Here is a 24,212-nt window from a genome sequence, read left to right as displayed (position 1 = left end):
CTCCAGCGGGCGGGTCAGGCGACGGTGGGCGGGCGGACCGCGTTGTGCAGCTCGATGAGCTTGGCGCGGTCGTCGTCCCGGCAGTGCCGGGACAGTTTCCGGTAGCAGGCCGCGAGCAGCAGCCGGATGCTCCGCTCGGGGGTGTCGCGCGCGGCGGTCAGCCGGGACGGCAGGGCGCGGGGCAGGGGGCGTTCGCTCGCGCGCGGGCGGTACGGCTCGCCGAAGAGCTGCCCGTACGCGAAGCCGCCGCCCCCGGCGCCGCCGCCCGTGCCGCCGCCCCCGGCGCCGCCCGTACCGCCGTCCGCAGAACCGCCGCCGCCCGCGCCCTGCGTGCCCGGCTCCGTGACCAGGTCGAGCGCCCACTCCAGGAACTCCGCCTCCAGCAGCAGCCCGTGCTCCTGCGCCAGATGCAGCGGCGCCGCGCTGCCGGTGTCCGCGGCGTCCGCCAGCCGCGCGCGGGCCCGGCCGATCTCGGCCAGCGGCGGCAGCGCCGGGCCCTCGGGACCCAGCCGCGCGGCCGAGACCCGCAGCGTGGCGATCCACGCGGCGCCGTGGTCGGGCGAGTCCATCGGCATGTTGTCCAGCACGTCCACCGCCTCCTGCCGGCTGCCGCGGGCGAGCGCGAGCCGGGCCAGGCCGAAGGCGCCGTTGCCCTGCATGCGGTTGCGGTACCAGACGGTGCGGTAGTGGTCGGTGGCGGTCCTGCGCAGCTCCTCCGCGGTGCGCCCGGCCGCCGCCGCGGGCCGGCCGGCGGCGGCCAGCCGCTCGGCGCAGTAGCCGAGCGCCAGCTTCGGCGCGTACTCGCCGGGCAGCCGCCGGTAGACCGCCTCGTAGTGCGCGTACGCCCGGCTCAGCGCCGCCACTTCGAGTGACACCGCGTCGCCCGGGCCCGTCTCACCCTCCGGGGTGGCGCCCGGCCCGCCGCCGTCCGCGGCGGCCTGCGCCCGTACCAGGTCGAGCAGCCCCTCGTACCAGTCCAACTGCCACGCCCGGTCCGGGCTGCCGGCCAGGATCCCGCGCGCCTCGGCCAGCTCCGCCGCCGCCTTCCGGGTCGCGGGCGCCGGTGCGGCGCGCAGGTGCAGCCGTACGTTGTGGAAGCAGATCTCGGCGGACGGCTTGCCCGCCGTCTGGTGGAGCTTCTTGTCCGGGTGCGTCGAGGAGAGCCCGAAGAGGTTGCGCTGCTCGTCCTTCGGGTGCGGCCGGGGCACCGGCAGCGCCGGCGCCACGTCGCCCGCCTTCGGCGGCCGGGCGTCCAGCGGCTGCGACACCGGGCGCGCGCCCCGCCGCGGCACCGTGCGCTCCAGCCAGCGGCGCAGCGGCGGCAGTTGGCCGAGCCCCGCGTCGAGCAGCCGCCGCGTCGGTACGAACAGGGTGGAGGGCTCCGGCCGGTCGGGCTTGTTGCGCAGCGCCCGGATCTCCCGCAGCACGCCGCGCAGTTGCTCGCTCATCTCGGCGGCGGACGCGAACCGCTCACCCGGCTCCGGCGCCGTGGCGCACTGCACGACGTACCGGAAGGAGGTGATCCCGGTGCCGGGGATGTCGCGGGTGGCGGCGAAGCGGGCCAGCTCCTGGAGGGTGCGGCCGACGGTGTGCAGGTCGTGGGCGACGGTCGGCCCGGTGCGGTCGACCTCGGGGGCGGCGTAGCCCGCGGTGAGCGCGGGCGCGGTGGCCTCGCCGATCCGGCGTACGCCGCCGAGGTCGATGACCTTCAGGCCGTCGCGGTAGTGGATGACGTTGGAGGGCTTCATGTCGCAGTACGCCAGCGGGCCTTCCTTGTCCTTGCGCTCGTGCAGGTGCCCCAGCGCGTCGAGGATCCGGCAGCCGTAGGTGATGACCTCCTCTATGTCGAGGCCCCGCCGGCCGCGGCGCACCTCGGTGACGACCTTCTCCAGGGTGTTGCTGCCGACGTACTCCATGACGATGTAGTTCCTCGACTCCTCTGCGCTCTCCCGCTCCTCGCGCAGGTAGTCGAGGATCCGCACGATGTCGGGGTGGTCGAGCGCGATGAGGTAGCGGCGCTCCTCCTCGGCGAGCCGGGCGAGCTGCTCGTCGTGCCGGTTGAGCAGCTCCTTCACCGCGACCTGGGTGTTGGCCAGGCGGGTGTTCTCGGCGAGGTGGACCCAGCCCTGGCCGCCGTGGGCCAGGCAGCCGAGCACCCGGTACTGGCCGAGCATGTCGCCCTCGCGCAGCCGCGGCACGAACGAGTAGCGGTGCCGGCACTTCGGGCAGTGGCCCTCGTTCGGCACGGGCGGATCCACCAGCGGCGGCGCCAGCAGGGCGCCGCACTCCTTGTTGCCGCAGCGCTTGCCGTACGCCAGCGGGGCGTCCTCGGGGATCACCGAGTCGTGCGCCTCCTCGGCGGGCAGCTCCGGCAGCACCAGGGGATACGCCGGCCCGCCGTCCGGCTCCGGCAGCGGCGGCGCGTCGCGGTGCCGGCCGCAGCGCGTGCAGTAGCCCGCGGCCAGCAGCTCGCCGGCGCAGTTGGCGCCGGAGAACATCCGGTGGGGGCAGCGGGTGGGTGCGCCGGCCGCGTCCGCGTCGGTCATGAGGGGCCCTCCAGACGGGCGATGTCCGCGTGCAGCCGGTCGGTCAGCGCGCGTAACTCCCGTACCGGGTCGCGGGCGCAGTCGTGCGCGGTGAGCGCGGCGTTGCGGCCGTTGGCCACCCGCGGGCCGGACCTGCCGCGCTCCAGCGCGATCACCTTGCGGACCAGGCCGCGGGCGTACGCGCGCAGCGCCGGGCACTCCACCCGCCGCTCCGCCTCCCGCAGCACCCGGCCGTCGGACCCGCGCGGCACCACCAGCAGCCGCACGCCCAGAATCGTCAGCCGGCCCAGCACGTCCAGGGCCGCCGCCGGGTCCGCGGACCTGTCGACCCCCGCCACGGCGACCTTGACCGGCAGGTCGAGCCGCCGGCCGGAGTCGCGCAGGGCGGGCCGCGGGCCGCTGCCGCGCAGCCAGGCGGTGAGGGCGCTGCCGTACGGCTCCGGCAGCCGCAGCCGCTCGCCGAGCGCGTACGCGAGGTGGTCGGCGGTGCTCCCGGCGGCGTTCAGGGCGATCTCGACGCGGTCGAGCGCGGCGGTGAAGGCCAGGTCGCGCGCGGAGCCCTCGGGGGCGGCGGCGAGCAGCACCGGCGGCCCGGCTCCTGCGGCCCAGCCGGCGAGCAGCGCGGCGAGTTCGGCGTCCACGCCCGTGCCGGGCCGCGCCGGCACCACGGCGGACAGCGCGGCGTCGCGCGGCGCGGGGCCGCCGACGAGCCGGTCCACCTCCGGCAGCAGCGCCGCGATCCGGTCGAGCGGGATCATGTACGCGTGCCGCTTCTCGAACTCGGGCACCCGCTCGTCGTCGTAGAACCGGCTGACGACCATGCCCAGCAGCTCCGGCGGCGGCTCCGCCGAGACCTCCTCCAACTGCGCGTTGGCGACGGCCGTGCCGCTGAAGCCCTCGGTGGCCACGTACGCCGGGACCTCCGGGGTCAGTTGCCACCAGGCGCCGTACGGGCCCTCCACCCGGGCCCGTACCCACAACCCCTGGTCCCGGTCCTTGGGGAAGCCGCCCATGCGCACCGTCCAGCCCGTGTAGCGGGGGATGCGGCGCAGCGGCGCCGGGCGCACCCCCGGGCGGGGCGGGTCGACGGAGAGCAGCGCGACGTCACCGTCGGCCGGGTCCGCGGCGCGGGGCTTGACGCAGCCGGGCAGCGCGCGGGCGCGGCTGGGCTCGACGCCCGGGTAGTCGGCGTAGTCGACGGTCAACTCGGCGTCGGCGTGCGGCAGGACGTGCGCCGAGGTCAGGGCCCGGTCCGGGGCGATGAGGATGCCCGCGCCGAGGATGCCGCGGCCGTCGCGCAGCCGCAGCCGCCAGCCGATCCCGTCCGCGCCGGCACGATCCCCCATGACCGGTGACGATAACGCGGTGGACACCTCCCGCTCTACACTCTGGCACGTAACGATGACGCACAGTCATGGAGCGGAGGGGGCTCGCGGGTGGCACGGGAGACGCAGGACGACGAGTTGGTGGGGCTGGCGGACGCGATCGCCGAGGTGCGGCGGGAGCTGGCGAAGGCCGAGCGGGAGGGGGAGCGGAGCGACGGCGACTGGAGGTTCCGGGTGGACCGGGTGAGCCTGGAGTTCGCCGTGGAGCTGCACCGCACGGGGGAGGGGCGCCTGTCGCTGCGGCTGGGGGTGGTGGAGGCGGGTGCCGGCGGGTCCGCTACCCGGGTGGGTACGCACCGGATGCAGGTGGAGCTGGTGCCGCACGGCGCGGCCGGTGAGCGGCCGATCGGCCGCTGACGCCTCGTCGTCGAGGCGAGCGGCGGGCCGGGGGCCGGATGGCCGGGGCCCGGGTCCGGCGGTGACGTACGGGATGGGGTCCGTACGACATCGCCTCTGCCGGCGGCTCGGAGCGGTTCGGGACCGGGCCGTCCGGGTCGTGCGGGGTGAACGGGCGGCTAGCCCCGCTCGATGCGGATCGTCGTCCACGCGCCGACGTGCACCCGGTCGCCCTCTTTCAGCGGCACCGGGACGAAGGGCTGGATCGGGTCGGCCGCGCCGTTGACGGTCGTGCCGTTGGTGCTGTTCTGGTCGACGACCGCCCAGCCGCCCTCCGGCTGCTCGACGAGCATCGCGTGCTTGTGCGAGACCCCCGGGTCCTCCGGCGGCCGGGCGAGGTCGATGTCCGGCACCTCACCCGTCGACTGGCGCTTGCGGCCGATCGCGATCTGCGGGCCGACCAGCGGCACCTTCTGCTCCGGCGAGTACGCGGGCAGGTTCAGCCCGTGCGCCTCGGGACCGCTGCGGGACATCATCGCCGCGAAGTACTCCCGGTCCGGCGCCACGACCGCCACCCAGCCCACCGGCTGCGGCGGCCCCTGGCCGGGGAAGTGCTGCCCGTGGTGCTGCTGCGGCGGCGGCTGCGCCGAGCTGGGCGGCGTGATCACGAAGTCGCCGGCCATCCGCGGGTCCGGCTGCACCGGCGGTGCCTGCGGCGGTACGCCGTGGCCCATGCCGGGATGCGGCGGCGGCGGGGGCGGGGGCGGCGGTGCCTGCGCCGCGCCGGTGTCCGGGCCCAGCGGCTCGGGACCGCGGTGGACCTGGGAGGGCCCCGACGGCTGGTAGCCCAGCCCTTGCGGGTGCTGCGGGTGGAAGCCCTGCGAGAACCCGGAGGCCATCGTCGGCGGGACGTACGGCTGGGCACTCTGGGTGACGAAGTTGTACCGGCACTCCTCGCAGAACTGCGCCTGCCCCTCGCGGGGCGTGCCGCACGACGGGCAGGGCTCGGCGGCCTGTGTGGGCTCGCCGGCGGGGGGACCGGGGTAGCCGTAGCCCCCCGGGCCCGGCGGCGGGACCTGGGCGGCCGGCGGCGGGACGGCGCCCGGCATGCGGATACCGCACACCTCGCACCAGTCCTCGGCTCCTGACGGGTGACCGTTCGGGCAGGTCGCCATCTCGGTGGATCCCCCTGTCTCACTCTCGTCACTTCTTGACGCGGACGGTCTTCGTCGACCGTGTCTCCAGTGTCATCTCGTCGGCCTCCGCGACCTTGGCCTTCAGACGCACAGTACCGCTCGCCGCGTCGACCACGTCCACCACCTTCGACAGTAGCTTCGCGGTGTCCGCGTTGCCGGAGGCGCTCGCGAGCTGGACGGCGCGGCCCAGTTTGGCCGTGGCACCGTCCATGTCACCGGCCTTGCGGTCCTCCAGGCCCTGCTGGATGACCTGGGCGAGTTCCGCCTGTCCGGTGTAGTGCGCGACCTGCGCGTTGATACGGGTGGAGGCCGCCATGTCGTCCGTCCACACCGCCCGGATCAGCCCCTGGGAGAGGGTCTGCGCGCTGCCGTCGGGCTGCGGCAGGATCAGCGAGACGCGGGCGGCGAGCATCTCCTGGCCGACGGAGGCGGGGGGCACCTCGACGCAGACGTGGTAGTCGCGGGACTCGTCGCCCCACGAGCCGGTGGGGTAGTCGCCGGCGCGCGGGCCGGCCTCCGTACGCCGCTCGGTCAGCTCCTCGACCGTGGGCGCCACCTGCTTGACGAACTTTATGGTCGAGCCCTGCGGCGTCCACAGCCGCAGCGCCACGTCCGCGACCTCCTTGCCCATCGCGGCCTCCATCATCTGCGTGAAGTCCGCGGCCAGACCGGCCGGGTCGGCGACGATGTCGGCGGTGCCGAGCAGCGCCGAGGCGATGCCGGTGACCTCCTTGACCTCCCAGTCCGTGCCGACGCCGCGGGCGTCGCAGGTGAAGCGGCCGGCGCAGGCGTCGAGGGCGGCCCGCAGGTCCTCCGGCGACTCGTGCTCGTTGCGGCCGTCGGTGAGCAGGATGCCGTGCCGGATCGCCACCTCGGCGGAGCCCAGCAGCTTGTCCGTGAGCCGCAGCCAGGTGCCGATCGCGGTGCCGCCGCCGGCGCTGAGCTTGCGCAGCGCCTCCTTGGCCTCGGCGCGGGTCGAGGCGTCGGCGACCGCGAGCCGGCCGCCGCCGGGGTACACCTCGCGGGCCACGTGGGTGCCGGCGACGACGGCGAAGGCGACGCCGTCGCGTACCGTCTCGATCGCGGCGGCGGTGGCGTCCCGGGCGTTGCGCATCTTGGTGGGGGGATAGTCCATCGAGCCCGAGCAGTCGACCATGATCACGACGCCCGCGTCCGGGCCCCCGGAGCCGAACTGCGTACGCGCCGGATCGGCGGCCGGCAGCGGCATGCCGCCCGTCGTGCCGCCGCCCGTCGAGGCGACGGTCACGATCGCGTTCACCTCGCGGCCGCCCTCGGGCAGATACTCGTTCTGGTAGACCTCGACCGAGAACTCCGGCGCGTTCGACTTCGAGAAGTTGGCCATCTCGTCCCCTCCCACTGATGGTATTTAGATCTATGTAGACAATTCACCGGGCATGAGAGGCTGAACACGTTACTTGCGCCGCCCCCCCCTGGCGGATCAGGCCACCCCCCGTCCCCCTGCCATCAGGAAGGGCCTGCCCCGCCCGCCGGGCCGGGGAACGGGAGTACCGCCACTGTTACGTTGTCGTGGCCGCCGCCGTCCAGCGCGTGGCCGACGAGCACCTGGGCCGCGTGCAGCGGCCGGGTCGCGGCGTCCGGGGGCACCGCGGCGGCGAGTTCGGCCGCGGCCTCCGCGTAGTTCCACAGGCCGTCGGTGCACACGATCACCACACCCGGGCCGTCCGGCTTGAAGGACGCCGTGTGCGGGTCGAGTTCGTGCGCGTCCGCGCCCAGCCAGCCGGTGATCGCGTGCGCGCGCTCGTCCGCGTACGCGTCCGCCTCGGACATCAGCCCGGCGGCGACCATCTGCGCCGCCCACGAGTCGTCCTCGGTGAGCCGGGCCGACGGCGCGGCCCGGTCGTCCGGCACCCAGTACGCGCGCGAGTCGCCGATCCAGCCGACGGTCAGGATGCCGCCGGCGATCACTGCGCTGACGATCGTGCAGGCCGGCGCGTTCTGGTTGCTCAGCGGCGAGTGCTGCGCGGCCAGTTCGTTCACCGAGGCGGCGGCGGCGAGCAGCGCCTCGTGCATCGCCTGCTGCGGGTGCAGCCCGCGGCCCAGCGTGGTCCGCAGCGACGCGCCCGCGGCGACGCTGGCCGCGGCGGACGCCTCGTCCGGGCGACCGGCGGAGGACACGCCGTCGCAGACGACGGCGACCGTGGCGGGGGCGCCGCCCGGCAGGGTCGTGTCGGCGATGGCGAAGAAGTCCTCGTTGCGGTGGTGGCGCAGACCCCGGTCGCTGACCGCGGCGACGCCGTCGACCTCGTGCTCCATGTGGTCCCGCTCGCGTGGCTGCGCGTGACCGCAGCGCTCGCAGTAGCCGTCGGCGTCGATCGCGCCCGTACGGCACGCGATGCAGAGCCGGCCGGGCGGCACCGGCCCGGCGGCGGGCCGCTCGGCGGCGGGCCGCTCGGCGGCTTCCGGCGCGACGGCCGTGCCCAGCGCCGCGCGCGGGTCGGCGCCCTGCGGCGCCACCGGCTCGACGATGCGGTAGTGCTCCGGGTCCTCCTCGGGCGCCTCCAGCAGGAACTCGTCGGAGTCCCCGCCGTCGTGCGGGCCGGCCCCGGGTCCCGCGATGCGGTAACTGCCGGTGCGCTGCCCCTCCGACGACCTGCTGTCCGGCGCCGCTGCCGGACCGGCGGGCGGCACGGGCGGCGCAGGCGGTGCGGCCGGCGGTGCCGGCGCGGCGCCGTTGGGACGGGCCGCGGGCTCCGCCGCCGCCGGTCCGACCGCCGCGGGAGCGGGCGCCGGCGTGGGCGCCGGCGCGGCGAGATCCGCACCGCACGCCCCGCAGAACAGGTCACCCGCCTCCAGTGGTTCCTCGCACGTGGGGCACGTACTCACTTGGGATACGGGAGGTGTGTTCGCCATGGGCTTTCCTCTCATACCCAGGTCTTCGGCCGGTAGCGGTTGGCCCGTTCGACCATGTCGATCCGCTCATGGCCGTGGGGTGCGAGACGGGCCAGCACCCGGAAGGAGTTTTCCAGACCGAGCCGCAGCCCGTTCTCATCCAGCGCGCAACCCAGCAGTGGGCGCGGCGGACCGGAGGGGCCGCCCGGACCCGCGCCGGCCCCCGTGCTGCCGGTCAGCACCCAGTCCAGCGCACTGCCCAGCACCTCGGTGGACAGCCGGGCCCTGCGGCCCGAGTCCAGCCCCATGTCCTGGAGCCGCTCCACCTGCGTGCCGGCCGCCTGGAGGTCGGTCAGCAGCGGCTCCTGCGGGGCGCGCTGGCGCAGCCGGGCTCTGATCGTGGCGACGCGCGCCGCGGTGAAGTGGATCGACGCCTCCGGTACGGACTCCAGCGCCCGTACCGCACCGGACCGGTCGGCGGCGGCGAGCCGCACCCGGGCCAGGCCGAACGCGGCGCTGACGTACGCCGGGTCGGTCGTCCACACCAGCCGGTAGTACTCGGTGGCGTTGTCCAACTGGCCCAGCACCTCGGCGCAGATGCCCAGCGCCAGCTTCGGCGCGGGCTCGCCGGGGAAGGCGTCGTAGATCGCGTCGAAGGACAGCGCGGCGGTCTCGAAGTCGCGGGTGGCCAGTGCCTGGAGCCCGCGGTACCAGACGATCCGCCAGTCGTCGGGGTGCTGCGTGCCCAGCTCGGCCAGCGCCGAGCCGGTCGCGGCCAGGTCGCCCAGCTCCAGGTGGGCGCGTACCCGGCGGAGCTGTAGCTCGATGGAGTCGGTCGGCGCGTTGGACAGCGCCGCGGTCAGCTCCGCCGGCGCGGCGGCCATCAGGCCCGCCAGGAAGCCGGCGTTGGGGTCGCTGGGATTCACCCGCGGCACCGGCAGCGCCAGCGCCGCCGCGGGGGAGTCCAGCGGCAGCGTGTCGGCGATCTGCGCGGGCAGCGCCACCTGCGTGCCCATCCCCTGCCCGCCGCCCGGCAACTGCGGCGGTACGCCCTGCGCGGCCGGCAGCGCCGGGCTGCCGTTGCCCGCGGCCCGCGCCGCGCGCTCGCGCTTGTCGACCGCCCGGGCGCCGAGCCGCGAGGTCTCGCCGGTCGCCGGCGGGAACAGCTCGGTGTCCACCACCCGCAGCTCCGCCCCGAAGAGCGTGGACAGCGCCGGCTGCGGCTTGCCCGTCTGGAGCGCCACGACCTCCCGCAGCACGCCCGTCAACTGCTCGGACATCTCCGCGGCGGAGGCGAACCGGCGGGCCGGGTCGGGGTCGGTGGCGCGCACCAGCAGGCGGTAGAAGGACTCGTACCGGTTGAAGACGTCGATCGAGTCGGGGTCGGGCAGGGTGTCGACGAAGACGTTGGTGTAGCCCTGGAAGTCGAAGGTCAGCACGGCCAGCGTGCGGGCCACCGTGTACAGGTCGGAGGCGATGGACGGGCCGACGTCGGCGACCTCCGGCGCCTGGTAGCCGACGGTGCCGAAGATCGCGGACTCGTCGTCGTCCATGCGGCGCACCGCGCCCATGTCGATGAGCTTGAGCTGGTCGCCCTGCTGGATGGCGTTGTCGACCTTGAAGTCGCAGTACAGCAGGTTGCGGCTGTGCAGGTGCCCGAGCGCCTCCAGCGCCTCGATCCCGTACGCGCACGCCACCTCGACCGGCAGCGGGTCGCGCTTGCCGTCCGGCGTGCGCCGCTCGTTGGCGATCTCCTTCATCGACTTGCCGCCGACGTACTCCATCACGATGTAGCCGTCGAGGCTGCCGGTGCGCTGGTCGAGGTGCTCGACGAAGTTGTAGATGCGCACGATGCCCGCGTGCTCGATCTCCGCGAGGAAGCGGCGCTCGGAGACCGCGGCGGCGATGGCGTCCTCGTCACCGGTGTTCAGCAGGCCCTTGAGGACCACCCAGCGGTCCGCGACCGCGCGGTCGATCGCCAGGTAGATCCAGCCCAGACCGCCGTGCGCCAGGCACCCCGCGACCTGGTACTGGCCGTGGACGATGTCGCCCGCCTGGAGCTTCGGCACGAAGGAGTACGGCTGCCCGCACTTGGTGCAGAAGCCCTCCGTACGCCCCGGCCGCCCGCCGCGCGAACGGCCCACCGGCGCCCCGCAGTCGCTGCGGCTGCAATACCGCTTGCGCTCGGGCACCTCGGGGTTCTCCAGCACCGCGGTGCGCGGGTCGGGCCGCGGCACCTCCGGCACCGTCACCAGGCCCGCGCCCAGCTTGCCGCGGGAGGCGATCGCGGACGTACGGGAACTCTTGACCGAGACGGAACGGCCCGTCGACTCCCCGGTCAGCGCGCGCGACAGCCGCCCGGAGACCGACCGGCGCGACGCCCGCGAACTGCTCCGCGACGTGCTGCTCGACCGGCTCGAAGCGCTGGAGCTGCTCGACGAGCTGCCCCTGCTGCCCCGGCTGCCGCGCCGGTGGCCCGTCACCCCGGTGGGCGCCGAGCCGACCACGCCGTCCGGCGAGACGACGGGGGCGAGCCCGCAGGTGTCGCAGTACAGCTCGCCGCCGCCGACGTCCTCGTACGTTCCTCCGCAGCCCGGCCGCTGACATGCCTGCGCGTTGCTCATGACTCCCCCAACTCCGTTCCGTCCAGCCTCACGCCATGCCCCCGGGCCGGTCGACCGGGCCCGCGAGCACCTCCGCCGTGGCCCGCTGGTAGCGCAGCACCGCCTGCTCCGCCGCGATCAGATCGCAGGGCGCCGACCACAGCAGCCGGCGCGCCGCGTCGTACCGCTCCACCAGGATGCGGTCCTCGGCGAAGCCGTGCCGCGCCACCTTCGCCTTGTACGCGTCCAGCCGGCCGCGCAGCTCCGCCCGCACGGCCAGCGGCGCGGTCACCGCGGTCAGCGACTCCCGCGCCCGTAGCAACTCCTCCTCGGCCCGCTGCTCCAGGCTCTCCAGCAGCGGCGAAAGCCGGTGCCACTGGGCGCGCCTGCGGAACTCGACCGCGTTGGCCAACTGCTCGTTCAACGCCGTCGGCGGGCCGCTGACCGCCGGGACCTCGGACGCCGCGATCTTCGCCAGCACCTCGCCGCGCGCCCGGCGCGCCTCGCCCAGCGTACGGTCCGCGCGCGACAGCACGTCACGCACCCTGATCAGCCGCTCCTCCGCGTCCTGCCGGACGTGCAGCACGGCGTCGATCTCCCGGCGCACGTCCTCCAGACCGCGCGCCGCCGTGTCGTAGCGCGCGGTGTCCGGCGTACCGCCGCCGGGCGCCGCGCCGGGACTGCGCCCCGCCGGCCGGGACCAGAACGCCAGCGGGTCGCGGACCACCTCGTCGCGCAGCGACGCCAGCTCCGCGGTGATCCGCTCCAGGTCGTCGCCCGCCGGGTGCTCCCCGGGACGTACGCCGACGGACTGCGCCAGCGAACGGGTGCGCTGCAACTCGGCGGCGAGCAGGTCGATGCGCGCGGGCAGCGCCGACCACACGGAGTCCGCCGCCGCGACGACGTCGATCACCTCCGCGTACCACCGGTTCATCCGCTCCACCAGCTCGTCCAGCTTCAGCGACTCCGACAGCCGGGCGGGCCCCGTCAGCGACGCCGGATAGCCGCCCGCGACCGTACGGGGCAGGGCGGCGGCACCCGGCGCGATGGTGACGCCGTGGTCCCGCAGCAGCGCCGTCAGCTCGGCCAGCTCCGCGGTGCCGGGCGAACGGCGGCGGGTGCGGATCCGGCGGGCCGAGCCGAGCGCGCCGGTGTACGCGTCGAAGTGCGCCCACAGCAGCGAGATCGCCTGCTCGGCGGCGGCCCAGCGCTCCTTGGTCGTACCGGACAGCTCGGCGCCTTCCAGCAGCCGGCGTCCCGCGTGGTCCTGGAGCGCGAGCAGCGAGGTCTCGATCGCCTCGTGCTCGGCCCCCAGACGCGCAAGCGCACGATCGACCTCCTCGCGGTCCATCGAACCCCGTGGCGGGAGCGGCATCTCTTTCCCTCCGTGCTGCCGTACTCTGCCCGTTGCCGTGCTGTTCCCGTGTGCGCCCGCTCAGTCCTTGTACCTGGGGGCGGGCGGCCCTTCGATCCCCGGCATGGCGTCGGCCAGCCACTTGTCGTACGACTCCATCCAGCCGTTCTCGCGGTAGTCCTCCAGCAGGTGGTTGACGCGGCGCACCAGATCGTGGTCGTTCTTGTTCATCGCCACGCCGTAGGGCTCGGGGCGGTTCAGGGTGCCGAAGAGCTTCATCGACGGGTCCTGCGCGGCCTGGCCGGCCGCCAGCGCGTTGTCGGTGACGACCGCGTCCGCCTCGCCGAGCTGCACCCGCACCAGGCAGTCGAGCTGGTTGGGCACCAGCATGACCTCCGCGCCGAACGACTCCTCCTCCAGCGCACCCTGGCCCGTGGAGCCCTCGGCGGTGCACACGCGCTTGCCGTCCAGGCTCTCGTCGAAGCCGGTGATCTTCGAGTCGGCGGGCGCCAGCACCTGCTGGTCACCGGTGAAGTACTCGGTGGAGAACGCCACCTCCTCGATGCGCTCGCAGTTGATGGTCATCGTGCGCACCACGACGTCCACCCGCTCGTCCTTGAGCGCCGGGATGCGCTCGCTGGTCGGGATGGAGCGGAAGACGACCTTGCCCTCCTCGTTCCCCTTGCCGAAGATCTCCCCGGCGATGGCCCGCGCCAGGTCGATGTCGAAGCCCTCCAGGTCGCCGGTGAGCGGGTTGCGGTAGCCCCACTGGAAGCTGTTCTGGTCGATGCCCGCGATCAGATAGCCGCGGTCGATGATCCGCTTGACGCCGTCGCCGGAGGCGGTCGCGGACGGCCGCAGGCTCGCCTCCGGCGTCTCGCACTTCTCCTGGCTCGACTTCGCCGGCTGCGCCGCGACCGCGCCGCCGCCGGCCCGCTCGTCCGCCGTGCCGTCCTGCCGGTCGTCGCCCGCGAGGCCCGGCAGCAGTGCGGCGGTCAGCGCGACGGCCGCCGCCGTCCCGGCCACGCCGCCCCAGCCGCGCAGGTTCCGCCTCGTCCTCGGCGCCTTCGCCGTCCGCATCGCTGCCTCCCCCTTCGCCGTCACCGGTACTCCGAGAGCCGGCGGCCGATGCCGAACACCGCGCCGGCCGCGCCGAGCACGCCGAGCACCGCTCCGCCGATCCACAGGCCGGAGAGCGCCCCGCGGCCGTCCTCGGCCGCCGACGTGAACTCCTGCCGCTCGTGGTCCAGAGCGACCTTCAGGCTGTCGTCGACCGCGTCGAAGAACTCGCTGGTCGACTCCTCCTCGTCGCCGCCGAGGACCATGTCCTTCGCGGCCTCGTAGTCGCCCGCGACGTTCTTGTCCTGTGCCTCGCCGTGCATCTTGCGCCACTCGCGCACGTTGTTCATGGCCTTGGCGATGGGCTCGCGGCCGGCGTCGTCGTCGGCCAGCTCCATGGCGCGGCCCAGCATGCTGCCCCCGGGCGCCGCCTCGGCGGCGGGGTCCTTGCCGGCCAGCTTGTTCATGCCCTTGACGTAGCTGTCCTCGTACTTGTCCACGCCCTCCTCGGTGGTGACGGAGCCGCGGTTGACGTACGTGAGGTTCTCGTCGGCACGGGCCCGCAGGGTGTTGATCCGGGCCTCGTTGAGCGCGTGCATCGACTGGGCGCCGTGCCGGTCGGAGTCGCCGAGGCCGGAGCGGGCGAAGGTGTGCCCGACGGCGAGCCAGAGCAGCACGATCACGGTGGCCGCGGAGGCCGCCACCAGGCCGTGGTTGAACACCCGGTTGGTACGGCGGTAGTGGCGGCGCTGCGCCCAGAACAGGACCCCGAGCGCGAGCAGCCCGCTGACCAGCGCGGCCCACGGCCACGACTTGGCGTCGGAGTAGTCCTCCTCCAACTGGCCGGTCTCGGAGAGGTAGAGCTGCTGGGCGGCGGGCAGCAGCGTCTCGCGCATCTGCTCGTCCGCGTAGCGCAGGTACGCGCCGCCGAGCGGCAGGCCCTGGCGGTTGTTGGCGCGGGCGGTCTCGACCAGCGAGGTGTAGACCGGCAGCGCCTGGTTCAGCTTCTCGATCTGCTTCTGCGACTCCCCGGCCCCCTGGGAGTTGGCCGCCGCCTTCACCAGCAGCTTCGACGCCTGCTTGATGTCCGCGTCGTACCGCGCGCGCACCTGGGGCGGCTCCTGCCCGCCCTCCAGGAAGCCGCTGGCCGCCGTGGTGTTGGCGCCGGCCAGCGAGCGGTAGATGTCCGCGGCGTCGGCGCTCAGCGGCTGGCTGCGGTTGATGACGTCGTCGGCCGCCGCCGACCGGTCGGACACCTGCCATGCGGTCAGCGCCCCGAACAGCACGACCAGCACCGCGAGTACGGCCCCGATGATCCGCAGCCGGCCCGGCTCGGTGGTCGCCGCGCCGCGCAGCTTGTCGAGGCCCTCGGCGAACGCGGAGCGCCGCGCCGGCGGCGTGGCGGGCGGCGGCGGTGCCGGCGGGCCGCCCCCCGCGGACCCCGGCTGCGGTACGAGTGGGCCGTCGGGCGCGGCCTGCGCGGGAAACGCAGGCGCGGTCTGGTGCTCCGGCGGCGCGGCGCTGCCGGCCGGCGGCGGGTACGTCACGTGACCTCCCCCTGGGTCGCTGGCTGTTCGCCCGGTTGCGTGGGCGGGTCCAGTCCACCCCGGGCACGTCGGCAAGTATGGCGGCCCGCTGAGACCGTCACACCGCGATTCCCGGGATCTTGTTCGGATCGGTACCGTAGCGCGCCACGCAGTGGGCGTCAGGCTCCCATCCTGCCTTCCATCACGCGCAGAGCATCCGTTCGGTTCCTGTTCCGACCGGCTTCCGCGCCCCGGGGGGAGAGCCGGGGCGCGGGGGCCGCGGGGGGCGTCTCGAAGGACGTCGCCGCGGGAATCTCTGCGGGCATCGCGGCGGGCATAACAAAGGCCCGGTTCTAGGCAGAGATGCCGTCGATCCGGGCCAGGGCCTCGTCCGCGCCGTATGGCTGGAGGTAGGGCAACCAGCGCGGATCCCTATGCCCTGTTCCGATGATGCGCCAGGCAAGTCCGGACGGCGGCGCGGGCTGGTGGCGCAACCGCCAGCCCAGCTCGTGGATCGGCCGGTCGGCCTTCACGTGGTTGCAGCGGCGGCAGGCCGCCACGACGTTGTCCCAGCGGTGCAGTCCGCCGCGGCTGCGCGGGATCACGTGGTCGACGCTCGTGGCCACGCCGCCGCAGTACGCGCAGCGCCCCCCGTCGCGGGCGAAGAGCGCCCGGCGGGTGAGCGGAACGGGCCCCCTGACGGGGACCCGTACGAACCTCTGTAGCCGCACGACGCTCGGCGCCGCTATCACCCGGGTGGCGCTGTGCAGGAAGGCGCCGGATTCCTCCAGGCTCACAGCCTTGCCGTTCAGCACCAGCACGAGCGCGCGGCGCAGCGGCACGACGCCGAGCGGCTCGTATGAAGCATTCAGGACGAGGACGTGCGGCACGGTGCCTCCTTGTACGCCGGCGGCGCGTGGCTCGCGCCGGGACGATCTGGTCAACAGTGTGTCCTGCACTCCCGCCTCCGCGCCAGCCACGATCAGGTAAACGGGCCAACCGTCCGGCAAGGTTCCACGGCCGCCCCCGTGATGTTGATCCCCCTTTCGGCCCCGCCCTACGCCTGCCCGCGGGGGCGGTAACAGGACCGCAACACGGGCCGGCGCCGCCCGCCCCACGGCGCCCGCGACGGCCCCGTCGCAGTGGCAAAGGGGCAGGCCGGAGCGCCGGGTAGGGTGAGGGCGTCCACCCCTGAACGGAAGGTTCCAAGCCGTGTCCGCCACCGCCCGCCCGGCTGCCGAGAGCCCCTCCCCGACGATCGAGGACGGCCGCAGGAGCGCGGAGGAGACGGCGGGATGGATCCAGGAGAACTGGACCTCGTGGCTGGGCGTGGGCCTGCGGATCCTGCTCGTCGTCGTGATCGCGTACGTGCTGCGCCGCGTGGTGCAGCGCATGATCACCAAGTTGATAGGGCGCATGACGCGGACCGCCGACGCCGTCGACGGCACCGCGCTCGGCGGGCTGCTGGTCAACCACGAGAGACGCAGGCAGCGCTCCGAGGCGCTGGGCTCCATCCTGCGCAGCGGCGCCTCCTTTGTGATTCTCGGCACAGCCGCCCTGACCGTGCTCTCCGCGCTCAAGATCGACCTGGCGCCGCTGCTGGCCAGCGCCGGCGTCGCGGGCGTCGCGCTCGGCTTCGGCGCCCGCAACCTGGTGATGGACTTCCTCTCCGGGGTCTTCATGCTCGTCGAGGACCAGTACGGGGTCGGGGACACCATCGACGTCGGCGAGGTCACCGGCGAGGTGATCGAGGTCGGGCTGCGGGTGACCAAGCTGCGCGGCGACAACGGGGCGATCTGGTACATGCGCAACGGCGAGGTCAAGCGGATCGGCAACCTCAGCCAGGGCTGGGCGACGGCCGTCGTCGACGTGCCCGTGGCGGCCGGCGAGGACCTGGACCGAGTGCGCGCCGTGATCGTCGACACCGGCGAGGAGTTCGGCCGGACGGAGCCGTGGAGCGAGCAGTTGTGGGGCGAGGTCGAGGTGCTGGGCCTGACCGCCGTCTCGCAGGGTACGGCGACGCTTCAGGTGCAGGTCAGGACGATGCCGGGGAAGTCCATCGGGGTCGAGCGGGAGCTGCGCTGGCGGCTTCGGGAGGCGCTGCTCGCGGCCGGCGTCGTCATGTCGGACGTACCGCCGGGCACGGTGGTGCCGCTCCGGGCGGAGCAGGCCGCGCTGCCGCAGCAGCCGGCCGCCCCGGGCGGCGGTGGCGGCGGGGAGTAGGCCGGGGCGGGCCGCCGGGGCCGCCGGGGCGCCGGAGCAGCCGCGTTTCGCCCGTCCTCTTGACGCGCCTCGTCCGCGGCACTACTTTCGCCGCACTCCGACAGGAAAGTTTCCTAACCATTCGGGGTGTACACGGTACGGCACGAGCCCTGATCGGTGAGAGGTGACGCCCATGGCCGGTGGCCCGGGGACGCTGCGCGCGATGAACGACCGCGCCGCGCTGGAGCTGCTGCTGGAGCACGGCACGCTCTCGCGTACCCGGCTCGGCAACCTCACCGGCCTGTCCAAGCCGACCGCCTCGCAGCTCCTGGCCCGGCTGGAGGCGGCCGGGCTGGTGATCGCCACCGGCACCAGCGAGGGCAGCCCGGGACCCAACGCCCAGCTCTACGCCCTCAACCCCGCCGTCGCCCACGTCGTCGGGCTCGACGTCACCGCCGCCCGGATCCGCGCGGCCGTCGCCGACGTCACCGGCCGCACGGTCGGCTCGTACGAGCTGACCACCGCCAAGCGCACCGGCGGCGGCGCCGCGGCGGAGGGCACCGTGCGCCGCGTCGTCCGCGCCGTCGACGGCGCCGCCAAGGACGCCGGGCTCACCCGCGCCGAGCTGCACCGCGCCGTCATCGGCACCCCCGGCGCCTTCGATCCCGGCACCGGCCGCCTGCGCTACGCCTCCCACCTGCCCGGCTGGCACTCCCCGACCCTGCTGGAGGAGCTGGCCGCCGCCCTGCCCATGCCGCTGGCGTACGACAACGACGTGAACCTCGCCGCCGTCGCGGAACAGCGCCGCGGCGCCGCCCGCGGCCACGACGACTTCGTACTGCTGTGGAACGAGGAGGGCCTCGGCGCCGCCGTCGTCATCGGCGGCCGGCTGCACCGCGGCAGCACCGGCGGCGCCGGCGAGGTCGGCTTCCTGCCGGTGCCCGGCGCCACCCTCGTCCGCCAGGTCACCCGCGCCAACAGCGGCGGCTTCCAGGAGCTGGCCGGCGCCCAGGCGCTCGCCCCGCTCGCCCGCGAGCTGGGCCTCGCCCCCGAGCGCGGGCACTACGCCGAGGTCGCCGTCGCACTCGTCGCCCGCGCCGCCGCCGAGCCCGAAGACCCCCGGCAGGCCGAACTCCTCGACCGCTTCGCGCAGCGCCTGGCCGTCGGCCTCGCCTCCGTCGTCGCCGTCCTCGACCCGCAGCTCATCGTGCTCTCCGGCGCCGTGCTGGCCGCCGGCGGCGAGCGGCTGCGCACGCTCGTCCAGGCCGAGCTGGCCGAACTGGCCGCGCCCCGGCCGCGCCTGGTGACCGGCGAGGTCGAGCAGCACCCGGTACTCACCGGCGCGCTGGAGACCGCGCTCGCCGCCACCCGCGACGAGGTCTTCGACACCACCGTCCGCTGACGCCCCGCCCGGCACACGCACGGCCCGTCTCCCGCACCACCCGCCCGGCACGAGCCCGCCCGCCCCGTACCCACCCGAGTCCCCTGCACCCGCCAGGAGGTACCACGACCATGCCCGCAACCCGCCCACGTGCCCGCGCCGCCGCCGCGGTCGCTGCCGCGGCCGCGCTGTCCCTCTTCGCCGCCGCCTGCACCGGCAGCAACGACTCCGGCTCCGCGAAGGACGACCCCGACGCCGACGTCACGCTCACCTTCTGGCACGGCTGGAGCGCGCCGTCCGAGGTCGAGGCGATCGAGGCCAACATCGACGCCTTCGAGAAGAAGTTCCCCAACATCACGGTGAAGTCCGTCAAGGGCGTCAACGACGACAAGCTCAACCAGGGCCTGCGCGCCGGCGGCTCCAACGCCCCCGACGTGGTGTCCTCGTTCACCACCGACAACGTCGGCCGCTTCTGCTCCTCCCACGTCCTCGCCGACCTCGACCCCTTCCTGGAGGAGTCCGGCATCAGCCCCGAGGAGACCTTCCCGGCGCCGATGCTCGACTACACCCAGTACGAGGGCAAGCGCTGCGCGCTGCCCCTGCTCGGCGACGCCTACGGCCTCTACTACAACAAGGACGCCTTCGCGGAAGCCGGCATCGACGCCCCGCCGAAGACCCTCTCCGAGCTGGAGGAGGTCGCCAAGAAGCTCACCAAGCCCGACGGCGACGGCTACGAACAGCTCGGCTTCATGCCCAACTACCAGGGCTACGAGACCACCGTCGAGCACTACGGCGGGCAGTTCGGCCTCACCTACTTCGACGACGAGGGCAACTCCAACGCCGCCGCCGACCCGAAGACGGCCGAGATGTTCGAGTGGCAGAAGAGCATGGTCGACGCCCTCGGCGGCTTCGAGAAGCTGCGCAAGTACCGCAACACCTTCGGCGACGAGTGGGGCCCCAAGCACCCGTTCCACACCGGGCAGGTCGCCATGCAGATGGACGGCGAGTGGCGCGGCAAGATGGCCGCCGACGCCGACGTCGGCTTCGAGATAGGCGCGGCCCCCTTCCCCGTACCCGACGACCAGGCGGACTCGTACGGCAAGGGCTACCTCTCCGGCACCATCACCGGCATCGCCACCACCAGCGAGAAGAAGAACGCCGCCTGGGAGCTGGTGAAGTACCTGACCACCGACACCGACGCCGTCGTGGACTTCGCCAACGCCATCCACAACGTGCCCTCCACGCTGGCCGCGCTGAAGTCCCCGAAGCTCAACGACGACCCGGTCTACCGCACGTTCGTCGACATCGCCCAGCACCCGGAGTCCAGCCACGCCCCGTCCTCGAAGAACGGCGGCGCCTTCCTGCTCACCCTCCAGGACTACGGGCTGAAGTACGAGAGCGGCAAGGAGGACGATCTGGCGTCCCTGCTGGAGCAGGCCGACGAGCAGATCGACAAGGACAACGCGCAGGCCGGCTGATGGCCGCCGCCGTCCACACCCTGGGTGCGCGGCGCCGCCGCGCGGCGCTGCGCACCCTCGGGTTCCTCTCGCCCTGGCTCGTCGGCTTCGGCGTCTTCTTCGCCTACCCGCTCGGCGCCACCGTCTACTTCTCCTTCATGAAGTACGACGGGTTCACCGACCCCGTCTGGGTGGGCCTGAAGAACTGGCGCTACGTCCTGTTCGACTACCCCTTCTTCTGGCCCGCCCTGGCCAACACCCTGTGGCTGGTTGCCGTGATGGTCACCCTGCGCACGGTCTTCGGGCTCGGCATCGGGCTGCTCATCACGAAGATCAAGACCGGCGGCGGCGTCTTCCGCACCCTGTTCTACCTGCCGTACCTGGCGCCACCGGTCGCCGCCACCATGTCCTTCGTCTTCCTGATGAACCCCGGCACCGGACCGGTCAACACCATCCTCGACCGGCTCGGCCTGGGCGAGCCCGGCTGGTTCAACGACGCCCAGTGGTCCAAACCGGCGCTGACGGTCCTCGCGCTGTGGTGCGTCGGCGACCTCATGGTCATCTTCATGGCCTCGCTGCTGGACGTGCCCAGGGAGCAGTACGAGGCCGCCGAGCTGGACGGCGCCGGCGCCTGGGCGAGGTTCCGGTACGTCACGCTGCCGAACATCCGGCCCGTCGTGCTCTTCGCCGTCGTCACCGGCGTGATCGCCACGATGCAGTACTACACCGAGCCCATCGTGGCCGCGAAGGTCGCCAGCGGCGTCATCGGTGGATCCGGCCAGCACTTCGAGCCCGGCTATCCGGAGAAGTCGACCCTCACCGTCCCGCAGAGCATCTACCACCTGGGCTTCCAGCGGTTCGACACGGGCGCGGCGTGCGTCGTCGCCCTCGTGCTCTTCGTCCTCGCGATGGCCTTCACGTACCTGCTGATGCGCCGCGGCAGCGGCTTTCTGAAGGAGGACGACTGATGGCGGCGGCACACCTGGCCGAGCGGAAGCGGCCGGCGGCGGCGCGCCCGCCGGCCCGCGGCAGGCGCCCGCGGCGCGGCCCGGCGACGAACGCGCAGGCGCGCCGCAGGGAGCTGCTGAACTGGGTGGCGGTGCACGCCCTGGCCATCGCCGCCGCGCTGTTCTTCGTGCTGCCGTTCGTCTTCGTCTTCCTCACCGCGGTGATGAGCGACGACCAGGCGCTGACCCGGGCGCTGTGGCCGCGTACCTGGGAGTGGGGCAACTTCGGCACCGTGTGGGAGACCCCGGGCTTCCTCACCTGGTGGCGCAACACGCTGCTGTACGCGGGCCTGGGCACCGTGCTCGCCGTCGGCTCCAGCCTCCCCGTGGCGTACGCGCTGGCCAAGTTCCGCTTCCGCGGCCGGAACCTGGCGATGATGATGGTCATCGCGGCGATGATGCTGCCCCCGCAGGTCGTCATCGTGCCCATGTACCTGTTCTGGTCCCGGCAGATGGACCTGACCGGCACGCTGTGGCCGCTGATCATCCCGTTCGCCTTCGCCAACCCCTTCAGCGTCTTCCTGCTGCGGCAGTTCCTGCTGACCATCCCGCGCGAGTACACCGAGGCCGCGCGCATCGACGGCTGCGGCGAACTGCGCACGCTCCTGCGCATCGTGGTGCCGATGGCGAAACCCGCCATCGCCGCCGTCGCCCTGTTCCACTTCTTCTACTGCTGGAACGACTACTTCGGGCCGCAGATCTACGCCTCGGAGGACCCCGGCTGGTGGACGCTGAGCTACGGGCTGGAATCGTTCAAGGGCGCCCACCAGACCGACTGGAACCTCACCATGGCTGCCACGGTCCTGGTCATGGCGCCGGTGATCGTGGTCTTCTTCTTCGCCCAGAAAGCCTTCATCGAGGGCGTCACGCTGACAGGAGTCAAAGGGTGAAACTCGCAGTGGTAGGCGGCGGCTCGACCTACACCCCCGAGCTGGTCGACGGGTTCGCGCGGCTGCGCGACACGCTGCCCGTCGACGAGCTGGTGCTCATCGACCCCGCCGCCGAGCGGCTGGAGCTGATCGGCGCCCTGGCGCGGCGGATGTTCGCCCGGCAGGGCCACCCGGGGCGGGTCGTCACCACCGACCGGCTGGAGGAGGGCGTCGAGGGCGCCGACGCGGTCCTCGTCCAACTGCGCGTCGGCGGGCAGGCGGCGCGGCAGCAGGACGAGACGTGGCCGCTGGACTGCGGCTGCGTCGGGCAGGAGACGACCGGCGCGGGCGGTCTCGCCAAGGCGCTGCGCACCGTGCCCGTGGTGCTCGACATCGCCGAACGGGTCCGCAGGGCCGCGCCGGACGCCTGGATCATCGACTTCACCAACCCCGTCGGCATCGTCACCCGCGCCCTGCTCCAGGCCGGACACCGCGCGGTCGGCCTCTGCAACGTCGCGATCCACCTCCAGCGGAAGTTCGCCGCGCTCCTTGGGACCGAGCCGGAGAACGTCCACCTGGAGCACGTCGGCCTCAACCACCTCACCTGGGAGCTGGGCGTACGCCTCGGCGGCCCCGGCGGCGTCGACGTGGTGCCCAAGCTCATCGGCGAGCACAGCGCCCGGATCGCCGAGGACCTGCACCTGCCGCCCGGGCTGCTGACCCGGCTCGGCGTCGTGCCCTCGTACTACCTGCGCTACTACTACGCCCACGACGAGGTCGTACGCGAGCAGCGCGAGGGCCCCACGCGGGGCGCGAAGGTCGCCGGGATGGAGGCCGAACTGCTGCGGATGTACGCCGACCCGACGCTCGACACCAAGCCGGAGCTGCTGTCGCAGCGCGGCGGCGCGTACTACTCCGAGGCCGCCGTCGCGCTCGCCGCGTCCCTGCTGGGCGGGGCGGCGGGCGCCGTCCAGGTCGTCAACACCGCCAACCGCGGCACGCTGCCGTTCCTCCCCGACGACGCCGTCGTCGAGGTGCAGGCCGAGGTCACCGCCGACGGCGCCCGGCCGCTCGCCGTCCCGGACCTGGACCCGCTGTTCGCCGGCCTCGTCGCGCACGCCACGGCGTACGAGCGGCTGGCGCTGGAGGCGGCGCTGCACGGCGGGCACGAGCGGGTCTTCCGCGCGCTGCTGGCGCACCCGCTGGTCGGGCAGTACGACCGCGCCGAGCGGCTGACGGACGCGCTGATAGAGCACAACCGGGAGCACCTGTCGTGGGCCTGAGCCCGGGGCGGACAGCCGCTGTGCTGGCGATCGACGCCGGGAACAGCAAGACGGACGCGGCGCTGGTCGCGGCGGACGGCACGGTGCTGGGCCAGGGGCGCAGCGGCGGCTTCCGGCCCCCGACGACGGGGGTGGCGGCGGCGGTCGACGTGCTGGCGGAGGCGGTGGCCGGGGCGGTACGGCAGGCGGGAGCCGGTGCCTTCGGCGACTCCGCTGATTCCGGCGACTCCGGCGACTCCGGCGGGCCCGTCGCCGCGCACGTGTCCGCGTGCCTGGCCAACGTCGACCTGCCCGTCGAGGAACGCACCGTCGGCGCGGCGCTGGAGGCCCGCGGCTGGGGCCGTACGGTCGCCGTCCACAACGACACCTTCGCGCTGCTGCGCGCCGGCCTCCCGCCGGGCGCCGAGCCGCGCGGCGTCGCCGTCGTCTGCGGCGCCGGCATCAACTGCGCCGGGCTGCTGCCCGACGGCCGCACCCACCGGTTCCTCGCCCTCGGCAAGCTCTCCGGCGACTGGGGCGGCGGCGCGGGCCTGGCGGCGGAGGCGATCTGGTACGCGGCGCGGGCGGAGGACGGCCGCGGCGAGCCGACCGCCCTGGCGACGGCGGTACCCGAGCACTTCGGCCTCCGCACCATGTACGAGCTGATCGAGGGCGTGCACCTGGGCCGCGTCCCGGTGGCGCGCACCCAGCGGCTCGCGCCGCTGCTGTTCGCGGTGGCGGCCGGGGGCGACGCGGTGGCGCGGTCCCTCGTGGACCGGCTGGCCGACGAGGTGGTGGCGCTGGCGGCGGTGGCGCTGGAGCGGCTCGGGCTGCTCGACGAGGAGGTGCCGGTGGTCCTCGGCGGCAGCGTCCTGGCCGCGGGCCACGCGCAGTTGGACGACCGGATACGGATGCTGCTCACGGCCCGCGCCCCGAAGGCGGTCCCGCGGGTGGTCACGGCCCCGCCGGTGCTGGGCGCGGCCCTGCTGGGCCTGGACCACGCGGGCGCCCCGGAGGAGGCCAGGTCCCGTACCCGGCAGCACTACGGCTGAGGGGACTACGGCTGGGGGCGGGAGCGGCGGCGCACCGGCCCGCCGCCCGTCCGGTGGCGCCCGGCCGGGGCGGTGGCGGCGGGCTTCGCACCCCGTCCTGACATGC

At 74.1% G+C, this 24,212-nt stretch carries 18 protein-coding genes; 8 read left to right on the top strand and 10 right to left on the bottom strand.

The features are described from left to right. Positions 1 to 14: 14 nt before the first annotated feature. Together QBL21_RS27785 and QBL21_RS27780 are read right to left on the bottom strand one after the other, a co-directional pair. Positions 15 to 2,546 (bottom strand): tetratricopeptide repeat protein, encoded by a 2,532-nt coding sequence (locus tag QBL21_RS27785; protein ID WP_407564971.1) that lies wholly within the window; start codon positions 2,544 to 2,546, stop codon positions 15 to 17. Further along, on the bottom strand, positions 2,543 to 3,892 hold the full coding sequence (locus QBL21_RS27780) for a serine protease (protein ID WP_407564970.1): 1,350 nt from the start codon (positions 3,890 to 3,892) through the stop codon (positions 2,543 to 2,545). The genes QBL21_RS27785 and QBL21_RS27780 overlap by 4 nt, the downstream gene beginning before the upstream one ends. Before the next feature lie 90 nt (positions 3,893 to 3,982). On the opposite strand from QBL21_RS27780, the gene QBL21_RS27775 reads away from it, so the two are divergent. Continuing rightward, a complete protein-coding gene (locus QBL21_RS27775; RefSeq protein ID WP_407564969.1) occupies positions 3,983 to 4,288 on the top strand; it encodes a trypco2 family protein in 306 nt (101 codons plus the stop codon). A gap of 158 nt (positions 4,289 to 4,446) precedes the next feature. On the opposite strand, the gene QBL21_RS27770 is transcribed toward QBL21_RS27775, so the two are convergent. The 8 genes from QBL21_RS27770 to QBL21_RS27735 form a co-directional block, all read right to left on the bottom strand. Then, entirely contained in the window at positions 4,447 to 5,376 is a 930-nt protein-coding gene (locus QBL21_RS27770; RefSeq protein ID WP_407564968.1) for an FHA domain-containing protein, read from the bottom strand. Between the two features lie 94 nt (positions 5,377 to 5,470). Continuing rightward, complete coding sequence (locus tag QBL21_RS27765) at positions 5,471 to 6,826, bottom strand: vWA domain-containing protein (RefSeq protein WP_407564967.1); 1,356 nt, start codon at positions 6,824 to 6,826, stop codon at positions 5,471 to 5,473. A gap of 122 nt (positions 6,827 to 6,948) precedes the next feature. Continuing rightward, positions 6,949 to 8,355 (bottom strand): PP2C family protein-serine/threonine phosphatase, encoded by a 1,407-nt coding sequence (locus QBL21_RS27760; RefSeq protein WP_407564966.1) that lies wholly within the window; start codon positions 8,353 to 8,355, stop codon positions 6,949 to 6,951. Positions 8,356 to 8,366: 11 nt separating this feature from the next. Continuing rightward, positions 8,367 to 10,958: a tetratricopeptide repeat protein gene (locus QBL21_RS27755; RefSeq protein WP_407564965.1), complete on the bottom strand. Its 2,592-nt coding sequence runs from the start codon at positions 10,956 to 10,958 to the stop codon at positions 8,367 to 8,369. A gap of 28 nt (positions 10,959 to 10,986) precedes the next feature. Then, positions 10,987 to 12,288, bottom strand: a complete 1,302-nt coding sequence (locus tag QBL21_RS27750) for a hypothetical protein (protein ID WP_407566583.1) — start codon at positions 12,286 to 12,288, stop codon at positions 10,987 to 10,989. Between the two features lie 84 nt (positions 12,289 to 12,372). Next, on the bottom strand, positions 12,373 to 13,371 hold the full coding sequence (locus QBL21_RS27745; RefSeq protein ID WP_407564964.1) for a glutamate ABC transporter substrate-binding protein: 999 nt from the start codon (positions 13,369 to 13,371) through the stop codon (positions 12,373 to 12,375). Between the two features lie 20 nt (positions 13,372 to 13,391). After that, positions 13,392 to 14,897, bottom strand: coding sequence for a hypothetical protein (locus QBL21_RS27740; RefSeq protein ID WP_407564963.1), 1,506 nt, complete (start codon positions 14,895 to 14,897; stop codon positions 13,392 to 13,394). 332 nt (positions 14,898 to 15,229) lie between these two features. Further along, complete coding sequence (locus tag QBL21_RS27735; RefSeq protein ID WP_407564962.1) at positions 15,230 to 15,766, bottom strand: HNH endonuclease; 537 nt, start codon at positions 15,764 to 15,766, stop codon at positions 15,230 to 15,232. 322 nt (positions 15,767 to 16,088) lie between these two features. Between QBL21_RS27735 and QBL21_RS27730 the strand changes: the two genes are divergently transcribed. From QBL21_RS27730 to QBL21_RS27700, 7 genes are all read left to right on the top strand, one after another. After that, positions 16,089 to 17,099, top strand: coding sequence for a mechanosensitive ion channel family protein (locus tag QBL21_RS27730; RefSeq protein WP_407564961.1), 1,011 nt, complete (start codon positions 16,089 to 16,091; stop codon positions 17,097 to 17,099). Positions 17,100 to 17,271: 172 nt separating this feature from the next. Further along, entirely contained in the window at positions 17,272 to 18,480 is a 1,209-nt protein-coding gene (locus QBL21_RS27725) for an ROK family protein (RefSeq protein WP_407564960.1), read from the top strand. Positions 18,481 to 18,590: 110 nt separating this feature from the next. Continuing rightward, positions 18,591 to 19,937, top strand: coding sequence for an ABC transporter substrate-binding protein (locus tag QBL21_RS27720; protein ID WP_407564959.1), 1,347 nt, complete (start codon positions 18,591 to 18,593; stop codon positions 19,935 to 19,937). Next, the gene (locus tag QBL21_RS27715; protein WP_407564958.1) at positions 19,937 to 20,884 is read left to right on the top strand and encodes a carbohydrate ABC transporter permease; all 948 of its coding nucleotides are present in this window, start codon (positions 19,937 to 19,939) and stop codon (positions 20,882 to 20,884) included. Before QBL21_RS27720 ends, QBL21_RS27715 begins: the two co-directional genes overlap by 1 nt. Further along, positions 20,884 to 21,813, top strand: a complete 930-nt coding sequence (locus tag QBL21_RS27710; protein ID WP_407564957.1) for a carbohydrate ABC transporter permease — start codon at positions 20,884 to 20,886, stop codon at positions 21,811 to 21,813. The genes QBL21_RS27715 and QBL21_RS27710 overlap by 1 nt, the downstream gene beginning before the upstream one ends. Further along, positions 21,810 to 23,075, top strand: coding sequence for a 6-phospho-beta-glucosidase (locus QBL21_RS27705; RefSeq protein ID WP_407564956.1), 1,266 nt, complete (start codon positions 21,810 to 21,812; stop codon positions 23,073 to 23,075). The genes QBL21_RS27710 and QBL21_RS27705 overlap by 4 nt, the downstream gene beginning before the upstream one ends. Continuing rightward, positions 23,066 to 24,106 (top strand): N-acetylglucosamine kinase, encoded by a 1,041-nt coding sequence (locus QBL21_RS27700; RefSeq protein WP_407564955.1) that lies wholly within the window; start codon positions 23,066 to 23,068, stop codon positions 24,104 to 24,106. Before QBL21_RS27705 ends, QBL21_RS27700 begins: the two co-directional genes overlap by 10 nt. The last annotated feature ends 106 nt before the right edge of the window (positions 24,107 to 24,212 follow it).

Source organism: Streptomyces sp. 184, assembly GCF_045781775.1.
In the GTDB taxonomy this organism is placed as follows: domain Bacteria; phylum Actinomycetota; class Actinomycetes; order Streptomycetales; family Streptomycetaceae; genus Streptomyces.
The sequence above is the reverse complement of the archived record's forward strand: the minus strand, read 5'-3'. Positions and strand labels throughout refer to the sequence as shown.